The 18,529-nt window shown below is 50.9% G+C and carries 20 protein-coding genes; 8 read left to right on the top strand and 12 right to left on the bottom strand.

What is annotated here, in order from left to right; translation table 11 throughout:
- Nucleotides 1-43: 43 nt before the first annotated feature.
- Both FH871_RS18050 and FH871_RS18045 read left to right on the top strand, forming a co-directional pair.
- Nucleotides 44-940: a DUF1207 domain-containing protein gene (locus FH871_RS18050; protein WP_138992801.1), complete on the top strand. Its 897-nt coding sequence runs from the start codon at nucleotides 44-46 to the stop codon at nucleotides 938-940.
- Nucleotides 941-959: 19 nt separating this feature from the next.
- Nucleotides 960-2,519, top strand: a complete 1,560-nt coding sequence (locus FH871_RS18045) for an ABC transporter permease/substrate-binding protein (RefSeq protein ID WP_138992800.1) — start codon at nucleotides 960-962, stop codon at nucleotides 2,517-2,519.
- A 3-nt stretch (nucleotides 2,520-2,522) separates the two neighbouring features.
- On the opposite strand, the gene FH871_RS18040 is transcribed toward FH871_RS18045, so the two are convergent.
- The 5 genes from FH871_RS18040 to FH871_RS18020 form a co-directional block, all read right to left on the bottom strand.
- Nucleotides 2,523-3,656: a hypothetical protein gene (locus FH871_RS18040; RefSeq protein ID WP_138992799.1), complete on the bottom strand. Its 1,134-nt coding sequence runs from the start codon at nucleotides 3,654-3,656 to the stop codon at nucleotides 2,523-2,525.
- A gap of 156 nt (nucleotides 3,657-3,812) precedes the next feature.
- Nucleotides 3,813-5,126, bottom strand: coding sequence for a TolC family protein (locus FH871_RS18035; protein WP_138992798.1), 1,314 nt, complete (start codon nucleotides 5,124-5,126; stop codon nucleotides 3,813-3,815).
- A gap of 172 nt (nucleotides 5,127-5,298) precedes the next feature.
- Nucleotides 5,299-6,423, bottom strand: coding sequence for an ABC transporter permease (locus FH871_RS18030; RefSeq protein ID WP_138992797.1), 1,125 nt, complete (start codon nucleotides 6,421-6,423; stop codon nucleotides 5,299-5,301).
- Between the two features lie 20 nt (nucleotides 6,424-6,443).
- Nucleotides 6,444-7,388, bottom strand: coding sequence for an HlyD family secretion protein (locus FH871_RS18025; protein ID WP_138992796.1), 945 nt, complete (start codon nucleotides 7,386-7,388; stop codon nucleotides 6,444-6,446).
- Between the two features lie 4 nt (nucleotides 7,389-7,392).
- The gene (locus tag FH871_RS18020) at nucleotides 7,393-8,076 is read right to left on the bottom strand and encodes an ABC transporter ATP-binding protein (RefSeq protein WP_171062878.1); all 684 of its coding nucleotides are present in this window, start codon (nucleotides 8,074-8,076) and stop codon (nucleotides 7,393-7,395) included.
- Between the two features lie 198 nt (nucleotides 8,077-8,274).
- Between FH871_RS18020 and FH871_RS18015 the strand changes: the two genes are divergently transcribed.
- The 4 genes from FH871_RS18015 to FH871_RS18000 all read left to right on the top strand — a co-directional run bounded on the left by FH871_RS18015 (nucleotide 8,275) and on the right by FH871_RS18000 (nucleotide 10,290).
- Nucleotides 8,275-8,982 carry a MarR family winged helix-turn-helix transcriptional regulator gene (locus tag FH871_RS18015; RefSeq protein WP_138992795.1) on the top strand — a complete coding sequence of 236 codons (708 nt, stop codon included), beginning with the start codon at nucleotides 8,275-8,277 and terminating at the stop codon, nucleotides 8,980-8,982.
- Nucleotides 8,983-9,073: 91 nt separating this feature from the next.
- A complete protein-coding gene (locus FH871_RS18010; protein WP_138992794.1) occupies nucleotides 9,074-9,499 on the top strand; it encodes a DUF4345 domain-containing protein in 426 nt (141 codons plus the stop codon).
- Nucleotides 9,499-9,879, top strand: a complete 381-nt coding sequence (locus tag FH871_RS18005; protein WP_138992793.1) for a hypothetical protein — start codon at nucleotides 9,499-9,501, stop codon at nucleotides 9,877-9,879. Before FH871_RS18010 ends, FH871_RS18005 begins: the two co-directional genes overlap by 1 nt.
- Before the next feature lie 6 nt (nucleotides 9,880-9,885).
- Nucleotides 9,886-10,290, top strand: coding sequence for a type II toxin-antitoxin system VapC family toxin (locus tag FH871_RS18000; RefSeq protein ID WP_138992792.1), 405 nt, complete (start codon nucleotides 9,886-9,888; stop codon nucleotides 10,288-10,290).
- A 45-nt stretch (nucleotides 10,291-10,335) separates the two neighbouring features.
- On the opposite strand, the gene FH871_RS17995 is transcribed toward FH871_RS18000, so the two are convergent.
- The 3 genes from FH871_RS17995 to FH871_RS17985 form a co-directional block, all read right to left on the bottom strand.
- On the bottom strand, nucleotides 10,336-11,406 hold the full coding sequence (locus FH871_RS17995) for a fatty acid desaturase (protein ID WP_138992791.1): 1,071 nt from the start codon (nucleotides 11,404-11,406) through the stop codon (nucleotides 10,336-10,338).
- A gap of 82 nt (nucleotides 11,407-11,488) precedes the next feature.
- The gene (locus FH871_RS17990; protein WP_171062877.1) at nucleotides 11,489-13,891 is read right to left on the bottom strand and encodes an outer membrane beta-barrel family protein; all 2,403 of its coding nucleotides are present in this window, start codon (nucleotides 13,889-13,891) and stop codon (nucleotides 11,489-11,491) included.
- A gap of 256 nt (nucleotides 13,892-14,147) precedes the next feature.
- Entirely contained in the window at nucleotides 14,148-15,056 is a 909-nt protein-coding gene (locus FH871_RS17985; protein ID WP_138992789.1) for an alpha/beta hydrolase, read from the bottom strand.
- A 243-nt stretch (nucleotides 15,057-15,299) separates the two neighbouring features.
- Between FH871_RS17985 and FH871_RS17980 the strand changes: the two genes are divergently transcribed.
- Nucleotides 15,300-15,779: a hypothetical protein gene (locus FH871_RS17980; protein ID WP_138992788.1), complete on the top strand. Its 480-nt coding sequence runs from the start codon at nucleotides 15,300-15,302 to the stop codon at nucleotides 15,777-15,779.
- A gap of 43 nt (nucleotides 15,780-15,822) precedes the next feature.
- Nucleotides 15,823-16,092, top strand: coding sequence for a CPCC family cysteine-rich protein (locus tag FH871_RS17975; RefSeq protein WP_138992787.1), 270 nt, complete (start codon nucleotides 15,823-15,825; stop codon nucleotides 16,090-16,092).
- 72 nt (nucleotides 16,093-16,164) lie between these two features.
- Here the strand turns inward: FH871_RS17975 and FH871_RS17970 are convergent, their stop codons facing one another.
- From FH871_RS17970 to FH871_RS17955, 4 genes are all read right to left on the bottom strand, one after another.
- Entirely contained in the window at nucleotides 16,165-16,530 is a 366-nt protein-coding gene (locus tag FH871_RS17970; protein ID WP_138992786.1) for a hypothetical protein, read from the bottom strand.
- Between the two features lie 73 nt (nucleotides 16,531-16,603).
- Entirely contained in the window at nucleotides 16,604-16,993 is a 390-nt protein-coding gene (locus FH871_RS17965) for a hypothetical protein (protein WP_138992785.1), read from the bottom strand.
- A 26-nt stretch (nucleotides 16,994-17,019) separates the two neighbouring features.
- Entirely contained in the window at nucleotides 17,020-17,319 is a 300-nt protein-coding gene (locus FH871_RS17960; protein ID WP_138992784.1) for a hypothetical protein, read from the bottom strand.
- Between the two features lie 142 nt (nucleotides 17,320-17,461).
- Nucleotides 17,462-18,523, bottom strand: a complete 1,062-nt coding sequence (locus FH871_RS17955; RefSeq protein ID WP_229317365.1) for a methylenetetrahydrofolate reductase — start codon at nucleotides 18,521-18,523, stop codon at nucleotides 17,462-17,464.
- Between the last annotated feature and the right edge of the window lie 6 nt (nucleotides 18,524-18,529).

Here is an 18,529-nt window from a genome sequence, read left to right as displayed (position 1 = left end):
GTTGTCACCCTCCGGCCTAAAAACCGGAGGTTTTTATTGCGCGATGAAACTTTATTTGCTGTCCTTTCTTCTCCTTACCGGATCGGTGGGTGCGTTGGCGCAGGATCTGCCCGACACCCTCGTGATTCGCCACGCGACACTCACCGAGCCGGCGTTTCCGCGCCGGGAATTTCTGCCCAAAGGCCACCTCTTCGACCCCATTCTGCTGGACCCCATCGAAGCCCAAACCAGCGTCAGCGTTTTACCCGGCTACTGGATGGACGGCGATAAATACGACGGCACCATCGTCCCGTTTGCGTTCGGACTTCGAAAACCGCTGATCCGCTGGTATAAATCCGCCGACCGCAGCAGCGAGCTTTCGTTCGATGTGGCTTCGTTTACGCAGTTTGAAGTGTATCACGACGACAAGCTGAACAAACAGAAACGTCAGTTGATGAACACCGATTACCGGCTCAGTTTTCTCTATAACATCAAAGTCCGGAATCACAGTTGGCGGTTGCGGTTGTATCACCTTTCGTCGCACCTCGGCGACGATTATCTGTTTCGCAACCAGATCAATTATTACCTGCCCAACCCGGTCAATTACGAAGTGATCGACGTGACATACAACCACGAGAAGAACGGTTTACGGAAATACGTGGGCGTCGGCATTGGCCTGCGCAAACCGGCAGAACGCGAGCGGCTGAGCGCTCAGGCCGGTTTTTATTACCGCAAACCGTCGCAGGCCTTTGCCCGCTTTGTGGGTGGTGTGGATCTGAAAGTCTGGCAGCAAACCGACTTCCGCCCCGGTGTCAAAGCCGGTTTGGGGCTGGAGCTGGGCCGTACGGCCAACAACCTGACGTTCCTGCTGGAAAGCTACACCGGTTTCCGGCCCTACAGCGTCTACGAAAACCAGAAAACCCGCTGGTTCGGCATCGGCGTGTATTTCAATCCAATTTAGGGGCTATCTAAGCACAATCATGCAGGATTTTTTCGACTTTTTGGTTCAACAACGGGACAAACTGGCCGAACAAACCCTGACGCACATTGGCCTGACGTTTCTGTCGCTCTGCCTGGCGTTGCTGGTTGGCCTTCCGCTGGGCATCCTCATCACATACCGCCCGCGTTCGGCTTCCGTCGTCCTGGCAGTCGTGGGCATTCTGCAAACCATTCCGAGCATTGCCCTGCTGGGCTTCCTGATTCCGATGCTGGGAATCGGTATCTGGCCGGCCATCACCGCCTTGTTTCTGTACGCTTTATTGCCGATTGTCCGCAACACCTACGTGGGCATTCGGGAAGTGAGTCCGATGCTGAAAGAAGCCGCGCTGGGCATGGGCATGACCACCGGGCAGATGCTGATCCGGGTGGAACTGCCACTGGCCCTGCCGGTTATCTTTGCCGGAATTCGCACCGCCACCGTCATCAACGTGGGCGTGGCAACCTTGGCAGCTTACGTGGCCGCCGGGGGCCTGGGCGAGTTTGTCTTTGGTGGGATCGCCCTCAACAACAGCAACATGATTTTGGCGGGCGCTATTCCGGCGGCTTTGTTAGCCATTTTCTTCGATTTTTCGCTGGCCCGGCTGCAGCAGTTGCAGGGATTACAGCTTCGCCGGGTGGCTCTCGTTTTTCTGCTGATCGCTCCCATTCTGTCGGCTTTTTACTGGGTACCGCTGGGGAGTCAGGCAAAGCTGACGGCCGGTTTTGCCCACGAGTTTTATGGCCGCGCCGACGGGTATCCGGGCCTGGTTCGGGCCTACGGTTTGCAGATGACACCCAAACTCATCGACCAGAATCTGATGTACGAAGCGGTTTTTCGCGGACAGGTCGATCTCATCAGTGGATATTCGACCGACGGACGGATCAAGGCGTTTCAGTTGCGGGTTCTGGAGGATAACAAAAACGCATTTCCGCCCTACGAAGCCGCACTGGTGATTCGAAATGCAATCTTAAAGCAATATCCCGACGTCCCCAAAACACTGCATTTGCTGGAAGGGCGGCTGTCGGATTCGGTGATGACGGAGTTGAACTACCGCGCGGATTTTCTGCACGAATCGCCCGAAGCCGTGGCCCGGCAATTTTTGCAGCAAACCGGCTTGCTGATTCCACCCGTGGAGGTAAAACGCGCCGGAAAGATCGTGATCGGCACCAAAATTTTTACGGAACAATACATTCTGGCCGAAATTCTGCGGCAGTTGCTCGAAAACCGTACGACACTGGAAGTGATTACGAAAACCGGTCTGGGCGGCACCAAAATCTGTTTCGACGCGCTGACGGCGGGCGACATCGACCTGTATCCGGAATACACCGGAACGGGTTTGCTCGTGATTCTGCAACCGCCCCCAGCCCTGGCCGATTCCATCAAATCCGACCGAAAAGCGGTTTTTCAGTATGTCAGCCGCGAATTTCAAAACCGGTATACCCTGACCTGGCTATCTCCGCTGGGTTTCAACAACACGTATGCCCTGATGATGCGCCGGACGCAGGCCAACCAGCTGGGCATTCATTCCATCTCAGATTTGAAACGGTATCTGGACCGGTAACCGTCAGAAAAAACCGTCGAAATCCCCGGCTTTCTGAACCCGGTATGACTTCAGCCACTGCTTCAGCACACCAGCGTCCTGAAAGGCTTTCAGATCATTTTTCAGGTTTTTGATGCTGCGTTTCAACTCCTGCACGTCGGTTTTAAAGCTGTATTCCAGGCTCATCGGTGATGACACGAACAGCAGCGATTTCCCGCTGATGGACGAAAGTTGCGATTGTAAATCATAGAGCTGCTCTTCCAGTTCCTGCGTCTGCTGTTTCAGAATTTTATTGTAATACTTCAACTGCTCTTCGGCCAGCGTTTCGAGGTGGTCCTGATCGATGCGGTTAAACTCCAGTTGTAACCGGAGCAAGGTCAGCAAATCGCTTTTTTCGTAGGCTTCCGTAATGCGCTTCATCACCTCGGTTTTGCGCAGTTTCTCAGCTTCGTCCGGTTCCCGGTCGGGATGAAAGGCCTTCACCAGATCCATGTAAACCGTCCGCACGGCTTTCGTTGTGCTGCGTTCTTCGGTCTGTTTTTTGGCTTCCCGCTCCAGTTGTTTTTTGGTTTTGGGCCGCTGAGCACGTCGCTCCTCGGTTTGCCGTTGTTGTTCCTCGAAGGCGGTTTGCTGTTCTTCCAGTTTTTGACGCAGGTGTTCCGCCATTTTTTCGGGAGAACTCACGTCCACATCGTCGTCAAACTCAACGCCGAACATGCTGCTGTACATCGCCTTCATGGCCTCCGACGTCAGCTCATCGGCTTCGGCATTGGTGGCATCGAAACCGTCGGGGTCATATTTGTCGTAAATCGGCTTCAAATCATCCCGGTCGTGTTCGGAGATGAGGTCATACGTCAGATTCAGGATGATGTCGACCAGTTTTTTCCGTTCATTGGCCTTGAAAGTGCCGGAATCGTGGGCGCGATCAAAAACCCGAACCAGCGCGGCCCGTTGTTCCTGAAATTCGGTCTGCAAGGGCAAAAGTTCCGTCTGAATGCGTTGCTGAATGCGGGTTGAAGCCTCCCGGTATTCCACCAGCTCTTTTTCCAGCGTTTCGATTTTCCGGGTCAGGCGGTTAAACTCCTTCTGGGGTTTCGACAGCGTGTCCTTGTCTTTCGTATTCCCGATTCGGATAATCTGCTGGTGCTGTGGTTTCATGGGGCGTTGACGTGAGAAAAAGCAAAAGTAAGAAATCCCGGTTTGGAAAAAATTCCGGAAAACTACTCATCCTAAAAACCTTTGGTAGTTTCTGTTTCGTAGAGGCCGTCAACCGCCTAAACTTCCTCAAACTCTCTGCAAGTCAGAATATCCTTTTTACAAATTCCCCAACGCTTTCCGCACCTGAACCTGCCCAAGCAATACGTCATAAACCGCCCGCAGGTAGTTGTTTTCGGCCTGTTGCAGGCTGTATTCGCTGTTGCGAAAGTCGGCCAGCAGCAGCGTCCCGGCGTCGAAACGGACGCGGTCGATGGCCAGAATGTTCTGGGCCTGGGCGATGTTCTTCTGCGTTTCGGCAAGGTTCTCGCGGGCCTGATCGAGTGTATTCCGGGCCGCCCGGAGCTCGTAGTCAAAGTCGTTTTTCAGTTGCAGAAGCGTATTCTGATTGATCTGGGCCCGCCGAACGTAATCCTGTTTGTTCAGCCGCGTTTGTCGCCCGTCGAACACCGGGACGTTGACCCGCAAACCGACATAATTGTAGGGAAACCAGGTTCCGCCCTGGAACGGATTGAAGGCATCGGAAAATTGCTGGGCAAAATACGCGCCGTAGGCCGTTACGACCGGTGCCAGCCGGGCCTGTTCCCGGCGCTGGTTGAGTTCGTTCACCTGCCGGTTCAGCTCTTCCGTCCGTAGTTCCGGGCGATTGCCAGCCGTTAGTTCCAGCGTTTGAAATTCCGCAAACAAGGCCCGGAGCGAATCGGCGGGTTCAACGGGTTGCGGGGCGTTGATGCGGTAGCGGAGATTTTCCAGACTCAACGCATAATCGCGCTGGTCGTTGCGGTAGGTCAGTTCGGCATTGCTGAGGTCCAGCGAAAACCGGTCGAACTCGCTTTCCAGCAGCGTCCCGGCCTGAAAACGGGCCTGCGCCTGTTCCAGATAGCCCTGCGCCCGCAGCCGGGCGCGTTCCGACAACCGCTGTTTTTCGCGATTGAATACCGTCTGGTAATAGGCTTCGGTCACTTGTTGCCGCACCTCGACGTTCCGGGTTTCCAGCGTCGTCTGCTGGTTTTCGGCATTCAACCGGTTGATCGAACGTTCGATGCGGCTTTGGGCGTCGTAGACCTTCTGCTCGGCCTGCACGTTCAGAATGTTGTTGAAAGGCGTGCCAAACCGCAGCACCAGGTCCTGGCCGTTGGCAAACGGCGCATTTTTGATCACGCTCCGCTGAATCTGCGTGTTCCAGCGAAAATCGGCTCCGGCATTGAGCTGCGGTTGCCATTGGGCGCGTCGGCGGGCTTCGTCACTCTCCGTAATCTGCGTCTGCAACCGCTGATTCGTCAGTTCCAGCCGATTCGCCTGCGCCTGCTGCAACGCCTGAGCGAGCGTAATTTTATTATTGAGCGATTGAGCGAATGCGTGATGGAGTGAAAGCAGGCCGGCGAGCAAAAGCGCGAATCGGGCTACCGCCATGAAGCTAAAGAAGGAAAAGGAACGTTGAAATACGGCCGGTTTCATATTGTATCTTGTTGAAAATAAAGAATATTGACCCATGAAGACGGATAGCCGGGCATAACCACTCATTCGCTTACCGCGTGGTCGGCCCCGTCACACAATCGCTCAATCACTCAATCACTCAATAAAATTATCCCCTGAAAACCGTGGCCGGTTCCAGCGAGTTGATGCGCCGGATGGCGAATACCGAACCACCCAGCGAGATGACCAGCGTGATGACGAACAGGGCGTATTCAAACCAGATCGGGAAGAAAAACAACGTTCCCGATTGCGCAATGCCCAGCCGGAAAGCCTCGGCCAATCCACGACCAACCACGTAGCCCACGACGGCAAACAGCAGCGCCTGGGTCAGAATCAGGCGGCTGACGTAACCGTTGGTGGCGCCAATCGCTTTGAGCGTACCATAGTCCTTGATGCGGTCGATGGCGGCCGAATAGAGCGTTAGTCCGATAATGACCAGTCCGGAAATGACCGCGAAACCGATCAGGCTACCGAACGAAGCCGCAATCCCGTTGGTGGCCAACACGGTTTTGACGGTAACCTGCGAGAGGTCATCGGCATTCCAGGCCCGGACACCGGTGATGCTCTGGTTAATCTGCTGAATAACCGCTGCTTCCAGAACACCGGTTTTGGGTTTGACGAGGTAAAAACTCACTTTATTGGTGGGGACGTTGGCCAGATAGCGGGCGCGTTCGATGGTCGTGAACGCCAGCAATCCCCCGCCAAACGAGCGAGCGCCCCGCGTCAGGCCCGCGTTGTACACCTTTTTTCCGTTGACTTCAAAATAATCGCCCGGTTTAAGTCCACCGAGGGCTTTGGCATCGTAGAAATCGGTAATCAGGGCGCCTTCCGGAATCATGTCAGCCGGTTTGGCGGTGTAGAGCCGCCACGGGCCGCCGACAAAAGCGGGGGCTTCGGAGCCGATCAGCGAAAAACCGCTCGTGGTGCCGTTGGCAAATTTGGCCCCGGCTCCGGCGATGACCACCGGATACACCCGTTCCACGCCCGGCAGCGAACCAATTTCGTAGCCTTTCCGAACGTCGAGCTGGCTGAGCTGGTTGGCGTTGGTCGTGGTTTCGTCCGTCACCCAAATGTAGCCCTTGTTGTTGTCGACAATGCTCCGCATGGCGTCGGTCAGGAAGATGAAAATACCGGCCTGCTGCCCCACCAGAAACACCGAAATAACGATTCCCGCCAGTGCGCCGAGCGACTTGGCCACATCATACCGGATGAATTTGAACGCAATTCTAAGCATGGTAAAAGGCGGTTTTTACCTTATTGAATGGAAATGAGACACTCGACCCGAGCCCCAATGATGACTTTGCCGGGGTCGTCCAGTTGCACCCGAACTTCGCGAACGCGCCGGTCTTCGAGGTTGGCGGCATTATCGGCAAAAAGCGATTTTTTGCGGAGGTAGGGCGATGTCAGCACCACCGTTCCTGTGGTCAGTCGCTCGTCGCTGCCCTGGGGTCGGATGTAAGCCTTCTGGCCCACTTTTATCTTCAGCGCAAACAGTTCATCAATTTCGGTCAGCGCGATCAGCGGACCCGCCGGGGCAAAATCGCCGATGGACTGGTTGCTGGACAGAAACTGGCCGATTTTAGCATCCAGACTCAGCAACGTTCCATTTTCGGGTGCTTTGACGGTTTTCAGCCCGGCCACTGTCGACGCATACTGGATGTCGGCCCGGAGTTCGCTGATGCGCCCCTGAGCCTCCCGAACCTGGGCTTCCGACGCCCAGATTTGCTGTTGCAGGTTCGTCACTTCATACTTCGAATCGTCCAGATCCTTCTGCGTCAGGGCTTTTCCGGCAAACAACGTCTGGTTCCGTTGGAGATCGGCTTCGGCCTTCTGGAGTTGTACGCGCAGCGTCTGCACGTTTTGCCGGGCGGTTTCGATAGCGTCCTGCTGGGTTTTGATTTTGACACTGGCCTGTCGCAACTGTGCCGACTCGACGGCGTTGTCCATGGTCAGAATCACCTGCCCTTTTTTCACTTCCTCACCAATAGTGACGGCAATGCTCTTGACCAGACCACCGGTTTCGGCGGATAACTGGCTAATTCGCTTTGCCGGCTCAATCACCGCAATGCCGAGCACCTCGTCGATGCGCTTCGGCGTTTGCACCGTCCGAACAGAATCCTGCGACTCCGCAGTTTTGTCTTTGCTGCCTCCGCAGGACGCGAGTCCAAGCAATAGACCAAATAAGTAAACCGGTTTCATAGCCTTAGTCGTTAAATTCGTTTACTTCGTTTACTACCCCGTTATCGACTTCCACGATCCGATGGGCGTATTGTTTCAGGCGGGGATCGTGGGTTACGACAGCCACTGACTTGCCTTCGTTGGCCAGCGCGCGGAGTTCCTGCATGACGATGCCTACCGAATTTTTGTCCAGCGATGCCGTTGGTTCGTCGCACAGCACCAGCCGGGGGTTGGTGACGAGGGCGCGGGCGATGGCGATTCGCTGCTGCTGCCCGCCCGACAGTTGTTTCGGGAGGTTCCGGCGCCGATCGGTCATGCCCACGGTTTTAAGGGCCTGCTCGGTGCGGTCGCGGGCTTCGGAGCTGTTCACGCCCTGGAGTTTCAACGGCATGATCACATTCTCTTCGGCGGTGAGCGGAGCCAGCAGGTTAAAATTCTGGAAAACAAATCCGATGGTATTCAGCCGAAGACGGGCCAATTCCCTTTGATTCAATTTATTGACATATTGCCCATCGACCCACAAATCGCCGTAGCTGGGATAAATCACGCAGCCCAACAGCGAGAGCAAGGTGGTTTTGCCCGAACCCGACGGTCCGATGATGAGCAACAGTTCACCCTCGTTCAATTGCAGGGTGGTGGGTTGCAGGGCCACAATGGTTTGATCGCCGGTTTGGTATTCCTTGCCAACGCCTTTTAATTCTGCTATCATCAGTTTTGAAGGGGTATACGCACTCAGTCGTGACACTTTAGTTTGGGAACCAAAACTACGCTTTCGTAATTATACAATGTATACATTTGCAATATTACTACGAAAACATAATTATTGTTTACTGCATTGCAAAAAATATTTTATTTCCGTAGTTAAATAGGAGTGCTTATCCGTTATTTTGTATGAAATCATAATAATATGGACCGGGGAGAACAGCAGCTTGTTGACTTAGTGAATGCCTGGGCCAGGTATAGTGAGGCTACGCCCGATGCGGATGTGGCCGGCTTTTGCCTGCATTATTTAACCGAAACCGCTCAGCCCGCGACCCTCAACGAGCACCGCCCGGTGGCTTCGGCCGATGGGTTATACGATGAAAAATGGGTGGAGAGCCTGACGGGAACCGCAAACCGTTCGCTGACCGAGATCCGGCCGTCGGCGCGGCTGGCGGCATTGATCGGGCGGTTGTCGAAATATGGTTATTTTTATTCCAAAAAGGCCATGTTCCCGCTCAACTTCAAAAGCATTGACGAGCCGGTTTACCTGATTGTGCTGGCGCAAATGGGAACGCCCAAGAAAAGCGAGTTGATTTATGAAATGATGGTGGAGTTTGCCTCCGGGATCGACGTGGTGAACCGGCTGGTGGGCATGGGGTACATTGAAGAATTTCCGGATGAAAACGACCGGCGCTCCAAACGCCTGCGCATCACCGAAGCGGGTCTAACCATTCTGCAAGACTGTTTTCCGGTGATGAACCGGGTGGCCGACGTTGCCTACAGTTCGTTGACCGAGAGCGAAAAAGCCCTGCTGATTCAGATTCTGGACAAACTCGACCGCTACCACGCGGAGCATTACAAACTGAGCAAAAACGCCGGATTCGACGAGGTGTATGAACGCATGGTTCCGTAGGTTGATTTCCTGCTAAAATCCTGGTCAAGACCAAGATTCGCGACGAAAAACGTCTGCAACTTTGCCTCGTAAACCAACAACTACGACGAACATGCAAACGCAAACGATTGTAAAACGGGCCGCTCAGGGATTCATCCTGCTCTCGGCTTTGGCCCTCCTCTCGGTCAGTATCATGGCTTTTGCCAACCCCCAGTCCGTTATGGATCTGGTTCACGTTCAACTCACCAACACAGATGCTTTTAGCTCCATTCGGGGCGTTTATGGCGGAGTTGGTCTGACTCTGTTTATCAGCCTCATTTACCTCATGCTCAATGATGTCAACAAGGGTCTGGCTTTTCTGTGTCTGCTATGGGGCTTTTACGCGATCTCACGCACCATTACGGTTTTTGCCGAAGGAGCCCTGGGCGATTTTGGCCGGCAATGGCTGGTGACCGAATCGGTATTCTTTGTCATTGCGCTGGTGTTGCTGCGGGCCAATTCCCGAACCACAGCGGTTTCGGTTCAGAGGAGCCGCTAATGAAAAATGCCAGCCAGTTGATGGTTGGCGTTTTTTTACACCTTGCATTTTGTACGTATACACAAATACGGTACTGGCTTTACCGACACTCGGGAACAGGTCAACCTAAAAAAGCGTTATATTGGCATTCAAAAGCGACCTTTATGCAACTGACGTATAAACTACCAGTGGATTCATTGAATAGCGGTTTTCTAGAAGCTATCAAGACTCAATTTGCCGGCAAAGAGGTGAATATTACGGTAGAAGATAGCAACGACGCTAACCCTGCAAGCCAGATGGATGCCTTTTACAAGATGGAAAAGCTGCGCAAGAAGCTAAAGAAGGTAAAAGTAGACCCGAACATGGACCTGTCTGCTCTGGCCAACGAAGTTAATATGTAGGGTTCGATGATTTATTTTGACACAGACGTCCTCATTAATTATCTGGTTGAACAAGACTCGGCTAAAAATCAGCAAGCCATTCAACTCTACCAGAATGCATCAAAAGAGGGATTGTTCTTTTGCTCTTTGCTTTGCCTGCAAGAATCAGCCTTTGTTCTCGCCAAATTAAAGGTACCTACACGGGATATTGAAAGCCTGGTTGACAGCCTGCTAGCTCCTCCACTTGTTAATTACTCTGTAGCTCAATACCGGAGAGCTATCGAACTGGCAAAGAAAGTTGGATTTCAAAACATAAATGACTGTATTCATACGGCTATTGCTGAAACTTACTGCGCGGAGCTTTATACCTATAACCAGTCAGATTTCAAGCGCATAAAAAAATACACCAATCTGAAAATTACGATATTCTAAGCACGGTACCGAAGCCTGACTTATTGCCCCCTATCCGATTACCAGTCACCCCGCAACCGCCGACGCCTTCTCCGGGTTCCATTCCAAAATGGGCCGCACCCGGTATTTCATCAACTCAATGATTTCCTGTTCGTTCTGAAATGCCCCGTTGACGTTGACGACGTGTTTGGCCAGTCGATTATACTGTTTGCTCAGGAGTAAGCCAAAAACCTGTCCATAGTCGAGCCCTTCGAAAATAATGGCTTTGTGGGCCGCATACTGGTCGAGGGTTTTCAGGAAGAATTTGGGATGCTCGCTCCAGTGCATGGCCGGGCGGCAGTGGTGGCTGATGTGGTACCCGTCGTTCCAGCACATGCGGTTATACTTGACGTTGATGCAGGTAATGCTGTTTTTGTAGGCATTCGCCGGATCGTTCCGGTCGATGAAAGCGTGTTGCGTCCAGTTGCCGATCATGCCAAAAACGCGCGTCATGACAAATGGAAGCAGAAACACCACAATCGTGGCAGGGGCATTTACCCACAGAAGAATCGCGCACATCGTCAGAAAAAGGATTTCACCGCTCATGGCTTTCACCGCCATTTTCTGGCGGTTTTTTCGCTTCAGATAACCGATCAGTGTGATTACGCCCAGAAAGAAAAAGTTAGCCAGATACATCAGAAACCCCCTCACGCTGTCGCGCTTATAGGTCATCGTACTGCTCAGATCTTCCGGCATGTTATTCTCGGGATGGTGCATACCGATGTGGTGACTCTGGTAGGTGTCGGGCGACATTCCGAAGAAAAGCGCCAGAAACGTCGGCATGTAATAGTTCAGCGCACTGTATTCCCGTTTGAACAGCGGCCGGTGGGCCGCGCAATGCACCATGAGTCCAAATGGCCCTTTATAGATCGCATACGACGCAAAACAGGCAAATGCCAATACGCCCCAAACCCAGCCGGTGATGCCCGGGATGAACAACAAAATACCCAGCGGAACCAGCGTAAACGTGATTTTTAGCGTCAGATAGACAAACGGCAGATCGCGGCTGTCCCGGATAAAGCGCAGTAAAAAACGGTCGATAGCGGAGGAAGGTGGGGCTACGGAACTAGGATCCTGAAGGGCAGGCAATCTTCTCATTAGCAAACAAATTTCGTGATTCGCAGAGTAAGGTAGGCATTTTCAGCCAAAACCAAGCCTTTATCCCAGTATAGTTATCCTGTTACCCCTGTTTCCCGTCGTCGTTCGAAATTTTCTTCTTCTCGCGGTTTTGGCCGGCATTCATTTTTCCGAACCGCCAGTTGACTGACAAACGGATGTTCCGGATGACGTTGTAGTTGGAGCCATCCGAGATGAAAGTGGGCGTGCGCAGCAAGGTCACAATGGTGTTGTAGCGTCGAAAGGGGTTTTCGGCACTGGCGGTGATCGTCACTTTCTGTTTCTTGAATTCCTTCCGGCCCGAAAAACCGTAGTAGTAAAAACCGGACGATTGCCCCTGCAACAGAATCCGGCGCGAATTGTAAGAACCGTTGGCCTGAAGGCTGATGTCGTTGGGCAACTGGAGCGAGGTGTTCAGGTTAATCCGGTAACTCCAGTTTTCGTTGGTAATATTCAAGGCGTTGCTGTTCAGAATGTTGTAGTTCAGCCCGAACGACCCGCTGATGTTCCACTGTTTCACCGGACGCGCCGACCCGAACAGATTCATGCCGTAGGTCGAATTCTGGGCGATGTTCCGGTAGGTGCTGCTCGAAATACCGCTCGTGTCGACCGTCGTGATCCGCTCGATGGCGTTGTTGGTTTGCCGCCCGAAAAGCATCGCGTTCACGGTTGTTCCGCCTTTGGTAAACGTGCTGTACGACAACTCGACCGAATGCGCCAGTTCCGGGTCCAGATACGGGTTGCCGGTCTGGATGTTTTTCGGATCGGAGTAGTTGACGTATGGGTTCAGGTAGAAAATGGACGGCCGCTGAATCCGCTGGCTGTAATTCAGTTTTAGCCGTCGTTCTTCGCCAAACCGCTTCGAAACGGTTACGTTCGGCAGAAAATTCTGGTAGCGATCGGTAAACTTCGTGCTGGTCGAGATAAAATTGGCGTTGATGTTCGTCATTTCCATCCGCCCGCCCAGGCTAAAACCCCACATTTTGCTGGTCCGCATCCGAAACGACGCATACGACGACCAGACCCACTGCTGATAGTCGAACGTATTGGCGCGGGTGGGGTCTTCCCGGTAGTTCAACGAGCCGTCGGGCGCATTTTCCAGGCGGTAATCACTGCCCACATCACGCAGAATGGCCTTGGTTCCAACTTCCAGAATCCGGCGTTTGACGGTGGAAAACGGATGGGTGTAGTCGGTCTGGATCGTGAATTCCTTTTGCTGGTTGTCGTTGTTGTTGCGCTCCCGGTAGTCGATCACCTCGCTTTCGGGCAGCGGAAACTGGTTCAGCGAATAGTTGCTGTGGTTGTTGTTGCGGTTATACTGCGCCAAAAACGTGTATTCCTGCTCCGTACTCCGCTTGAACGTTTTCGTGTAATTGAAGTTGACGTCCATGTTGCGGTTGCGGTTTTGGCTGTAATTATACCGCCGGAAATTCTGCGGATCGTCGGACGTCACCCGCGTATCGCGCGTGGAATTCGTGTTCCGCCCTTCCCCGCCGAAGCTGGCATCGACGCCAATGCGGTTCAGCGAATCGAGGTCGTAATCGACGCTCACAGAGCCAAACCCCGAGCGCCCTTTGTTTTTGTAGGCATTGATCTGTTCAATCGTGCTGATGACCTGACCGTCCAGCAGATTCTGCCGCATGGTTTCGGATCCCCCGAAATAATTATTGACATTACCGCCCCCGTACGAGGTGATACTCAGCTTGTTTTGCTTGAAATTGAAGTTTCCGCCGAGGTTGTTCCGACGGCTCCCAACCGAGGCATTTACCCCGCCCGTCAGGCCCTGCAACTGGTTTTTGGTGATGATGTTGATCACACCGGCGGTTCCTTCCGCGTCGTATTTGGCCGAAGGAGCCGTCACGACTTCCACCGATTTGATCAGTTCCGCCGGAATCATCTGGAGCGCTTCGCTGATGCTGCGGGCCATGATACTCGACGGTTTGTTGTTGATCAGCACTTTAATGCTGCTGCTGCCTTTCAACGTAACCGTCCCGTCGGGATCAACCGTCAGCAAAGGCACTTTTTTCAAAACGTCGATGGCCGTACCACCGCTGTTGGTAATGTCCTTGTCGGCGTTGTAGACCAGCCGGTCATCCTTGTCTTCGACCAGCGGTTTTTCGGCCGTCACCACCACCTCGTTCAGCGTCCGCGAATCGGTTTGCATCTGCACGACGCCCAATGCCACCTCGGCCCCTTCCGAACCGACCTGGACGGTATTGATGGTTCTATTTTCGTACCCGATAAAACTGATCACGATCCGGTAGACGCCGGCATCCACCCCGCTGATGGTAAATTTACCAGACTCGCTGGTGGTGGTTCCACCGACGATTTTTTCGGTTTTAGGATTCAGTAAGGCAACCGTGGCAAACTCAACGGGTTTGTTCTGAGATGCATCCATTACCACCCCCGTAATTTTTGCTTTCAGGCTGGCCTTGATGGCGGTTTGAATCGCTGGTACCGGCGGCATGGAAGCCGGATTTTGAGCCCGAGCCGAAATAACTATACATAATAATAGCGGGAGTAGGATTTTTTTCATACTTCGGGCAACCACTTCAACCAACGACAAAGGAGATTATAAACAGACAAGAAAATTAATGAGCTAATTTACTGATCTTTTTATAAAAATAATGCCAATGTTAGTTACTGGAACTTATATTAATAAGATCACCCGATTTTTGGATTTTAGAACGGTTTTTAATTCTATAGTCTGCCCCTGAATCCCCTCAGGGACGGCTGTCCATCAACCCCGTTTGAATCAGCCAGTGGCGGCACCGGCCAAACCACTCGTCGAAGGCCGGTGTTTTCAGATATCCGTGTTCGCCTTTGGTATAGATGTGAAGATCAGAAAGCACTTTATTTTGCTGAAGGGCTTCATAGAACAGCAGACTGTTTTTGACCGGCACCACCGTATCGTCACTGGCGTGGGTGATAAAAGCGGGCGGAGTGGATGACGTGACCTGCAACTCATTGGAATACAGCGTTACCTGCTCCGGTTTGGGCGAAGCACCCAACAGATTTTTGCGGGACCCGGAATGACCGACCTGATCCGTAAAGGAGATAACCGGATACACCAGAATCATAAAATCCGGCCGAACGCTAACCGCTTCCGGGTTGTCGATCACTTTCTGGTTAAAGTGCGTTCCGGCCGTAGCTGCCAGGTGGCCACCCGCTGAGAAACCCATGATGCCGATTTTTTTCGGATCAACGCCCCATTCCGCAGCCCGTTGCCGCACGGTTTTGAGGGCCTGCTGCGCGTCCTGCAACGGCCCAATGGACGGGTCGAGCATGGTTTTTTCATTGGGCAGGCGGTATTTCAGCACGAAAGCCGTCACGCCCATTTTGTTGAAGGCTTCGGCCACATCGTAGCCTTCGCGTTTCATCACCAGCACGCCGTAGCCCCCGCCCGGACAGATGATCACCGCCGTTCCGTTGGCCTGGCCCTTCGGCGGTTGATAAACCGTCAGCATAGGCTGAATGACCTGACTCACCACCTGGTCGGGTCGTTTCACTTCCTGGACGTCCGACGGTTTTGCATTCGGCACCGGGCCGGAATACAACGGCATTTCAGTCTGAGCCAGGGAAAGCAGGGCCGAAAGGCCACAAAAGGCGCTCAGCAGCAGTTTTTTAAACATTATCATTCAGGGTTAGGAGACAGCTAAAATAAGCAACAGAAATCTGAAACCGTTGCTTGTTGAATAGAATTTATACCAATTAAAGGTTTACTGAACAACTGAACGGGTTTATCTAAAGCGTTTAATCTGCACGCCTGTCTTAGCCCCCTATCAGTTTGCCAATTCAAAAACCAATAAAGTGTTTGTTGATTAGGGTGTTGTCTATTATTATTGCCTAATTGTGCAATTTCAACCGTAGCTTCTGTGACTGCCGTTAAAGCTTATCTAAGTGCTTTTTTTATTCTCTTGCTCGGTTCAATTCTGCTTTTAAGGGGCGAAAAGGATAAAAACGAATTCCATTCAATCTCGGGAAAAATTATTTATCAGGGAAAGCAGTTTGAACAGCATCCTAACCGAGACCTTGGAAAGTATCGGTATATTCAGGTTAAAGAATATCCTTACCCATTTGAAATCTTCATTGGTAAGGATGCTGGGGATTTTAAGCCAAAGTTCGAGAGAATCGACGAGTTAAAGGTCGGGGAAGTAATCACGGTTTATTACGACGAAACACAAAATACGAAAGATGAGCGCCTTAACCGACTTGTGCAGTATATAGACAGGAAGACAGAACCCTATTACGCAAGAGGAACCTGGGATAAAACCCTGGGGAAATTCATAATTGTGTGCGGATTACTCATTGCAACGGCTGTTTTCTTTCTAAAAAAAGCCGGAAAGTTATCTTAGCTTATACGCTGGCGAAGCAGCTAATTGCACAGAATAGTTATTTATGACTGCCAAGAGCAATAAATTTGGACGTTACCAATGTCCGTGTTGTGAGTATTTCACCTACTATGAGCCTCCTTTGGGCCAATACGGTATCTGCCTGGTATGTTGGTGGGAAGATGATCCAATTCAACTAGCCGAACCTGATTATGAAGGCGGTGCGAATACTATAAGTCTCAATCAAGCTCAATCAAATTTCAAGCTATATCAGGTTTGTGATCCCGCTTTGAAGCATCTGGCTAAAAAGCTTAATCCTCAAGAACTTCCGGATTGATTGCAATTCTGGAAGCTGATAGATAAGACTTTTTTGGCGTTATAATTACCTACTTTGGCTAACATTCAGAATTTAATCTACTTCGTAAGTGGTTCCCCAAATGATACTTACCTGGGGTTTAAGAGTAAGAAGAAAGTCCTTTAATAAGGTATCACGATGAAAAGCTACTTTAAGATGTTCACTTTTGGATTCTTTCAAAATTTGGATGGCCTCAATGTTGTGTAGGCTGAGAATAAGTTTTGCTTTTTGATTACTAACCAACGTTAAGTCTAAATCTCCATAGGCTGGCGAAAACGTACAGTACAACAATTCATCAGCGTACTGTTTTTGAAAGGTAATAGTATTGTAAAACCAAGGTACATCAGTATCTAACACCTCTGGCTCTACCTCAAAAAAACTGATTAGATCATAGTCTTCAGGGAATACGTTTACTGCCATAATAGTTTAGGAATTTCCAGAAGCGTTAGTGCTGACTATTATTCCCATATTGAAAATTAATGCAAAATATCATTTATTCACTCGCTTCTATTACACTACCTGAAGAATCATGCCAAACTTGTTTCAGTGTATAGTTTATCAGATCATGGTCAGGATAATTACCATCGAATGACCAAATTTCTAATCTATCGACTATACCATCTCTTAGAAAAACTGTAGCATCAGCACCAATTTTAAGCTCTGGTGAAACTATAGTTACACCGTTGAGAACCAGGTCGTCTTTAGTAAGTTTGTGCTCAAAAATCTCTTCTAAATGTAAGAAGCTAACAAAAACACCGCCACCGTTTGTATACTCATACTCCGCATCACTTAAGAAGGGGATTTGTAGTTTAGCCGCTTTTCCATTTTCATCACCATCTAATAGCAATTTTAAAACATCTAAAATGTACTTTGATACGATCATATCTCTGATAGTAGCGTGCTGGGTATCTATATACCAGACAAGTATCTTATAATAAATGAAATTCGCCGAATATCAACGGTGGATACAGGGTTGTAATCATCAGGAGTCAGTTTCTTCAATTCCAGGACTGTATCCTGCAAGGAGCCAAGATTTAGATCCTCCGAATTGATATCAGAGTATACGTTATAGAGACTATTTTTCTCAATATGCCAGAAATAGTCTTCAGTAATAGCGATTTCCTGATCTGGGAAATTTTGATCTAAAAATGCTGAAACAAGCTTACTAATTATCAAATTCAGTTCATCTTTCCCAATAGTTATATCCATCTCCGAGTGTTATTTCCTGTATGAATCAAACGATTTAGCGTTAGGCGGTGAGCCCGGGAGATCGTCTCCCGGGCTTTTTTGTGTTCTACAGGATCAAAACAAGCTACTATTTTTGGTCAAAAACAGCAAACTTCTGACCGGATTAGAGATCGGACTGACTAAGCGTAGTAACCTCGAACTCTTTTCCTTCCGATGACTTTCTGACCCCTTTCTCCTTCAGCATCTGACTTATTTGATTCACCAGATCGATCGAAGCGTCGATCTCTGCTTTGCGAATGGCAACACTTTCGATATTGAAACCAAACGGGACGGCGTGTTCCAAACAGATGGTGGTCAGTGCCGAGGCAATGTCGAGGCAAATTCGTACCGATTTTTCCAGCATATCGTCCGATGCTTTCAGTTCTGCTTTCACCTCGTCCGGTATGTGGATACCCAACCACTCCATAAAATGCAGGGTTTTGGCCGATCCGCAGGCGCTAATCGTGAAAATGAGCGTCGGTGGGGTGATCCCTTGCCGTTTACAACCGATGGCCAGATCTTCGATCACCTGCCGGGCATATGCCAGATTGAAGACACATTGTGAAATAAAGTACGAAACCCCGTGGTTCATTTTATCCAGCACCCTGACTTCTTCATCTTTCAGCACATGATGCCTTTCAGGGATGGTAACTGCGCCCATAACGGACGTGTCCCGGTGTTTGCTCCAGAGTTGGTAGGCTTCCGGCAGGCTCGTTTTTACCGGAAAGTCCGGGGCCGGAATACCGACAAAAACAGGATAGAACTGCTGTCTGTGCAGCTCTTCCAGCCAGTCAGACAACTCATCGGCAGAAAATTTGCCGGCGGGCCGATAGACGATTTTGGGGATGCATAAAATGCTCAGATACTTGGAGGCAAAAATCAGCGGATCCAGCGCATTGATAAAGGGAAAGGGCCTTTCTTCATTTGTCCGCGCCGACTCGTCCTGTACATCATAAACCACAAGGGCATCAATATCCAGAATAGCGAGTCGGTCGATTGTTTTTTGGGCAATTTCAGCAATTCGATCAGGAGCGGTACCGACTTTGGGGGGTGTAATGCCATACAGCAGCACACCTGATTCGCCGGATTTGATTTTTTCTAAAAACATATTGCAACGTAAATAAGGACTTGAGGCTTCGGGGAACATTGCTTCCGATACCAAAACCAGTGCGCTGGTATCCGTCAATTTATC

The sequence above is a fragment of the Larkinella sp. C7 genome (assembly GCF_006149005.1).
Classification (GTDB): Bacteria; Bacteroidota; Bacteroidia; order Cytophagales; family Spirosomataceae; genus Larkinella.
This window is presented reverse-complemented; position numbering and strand designations above follow the sequence as displayed.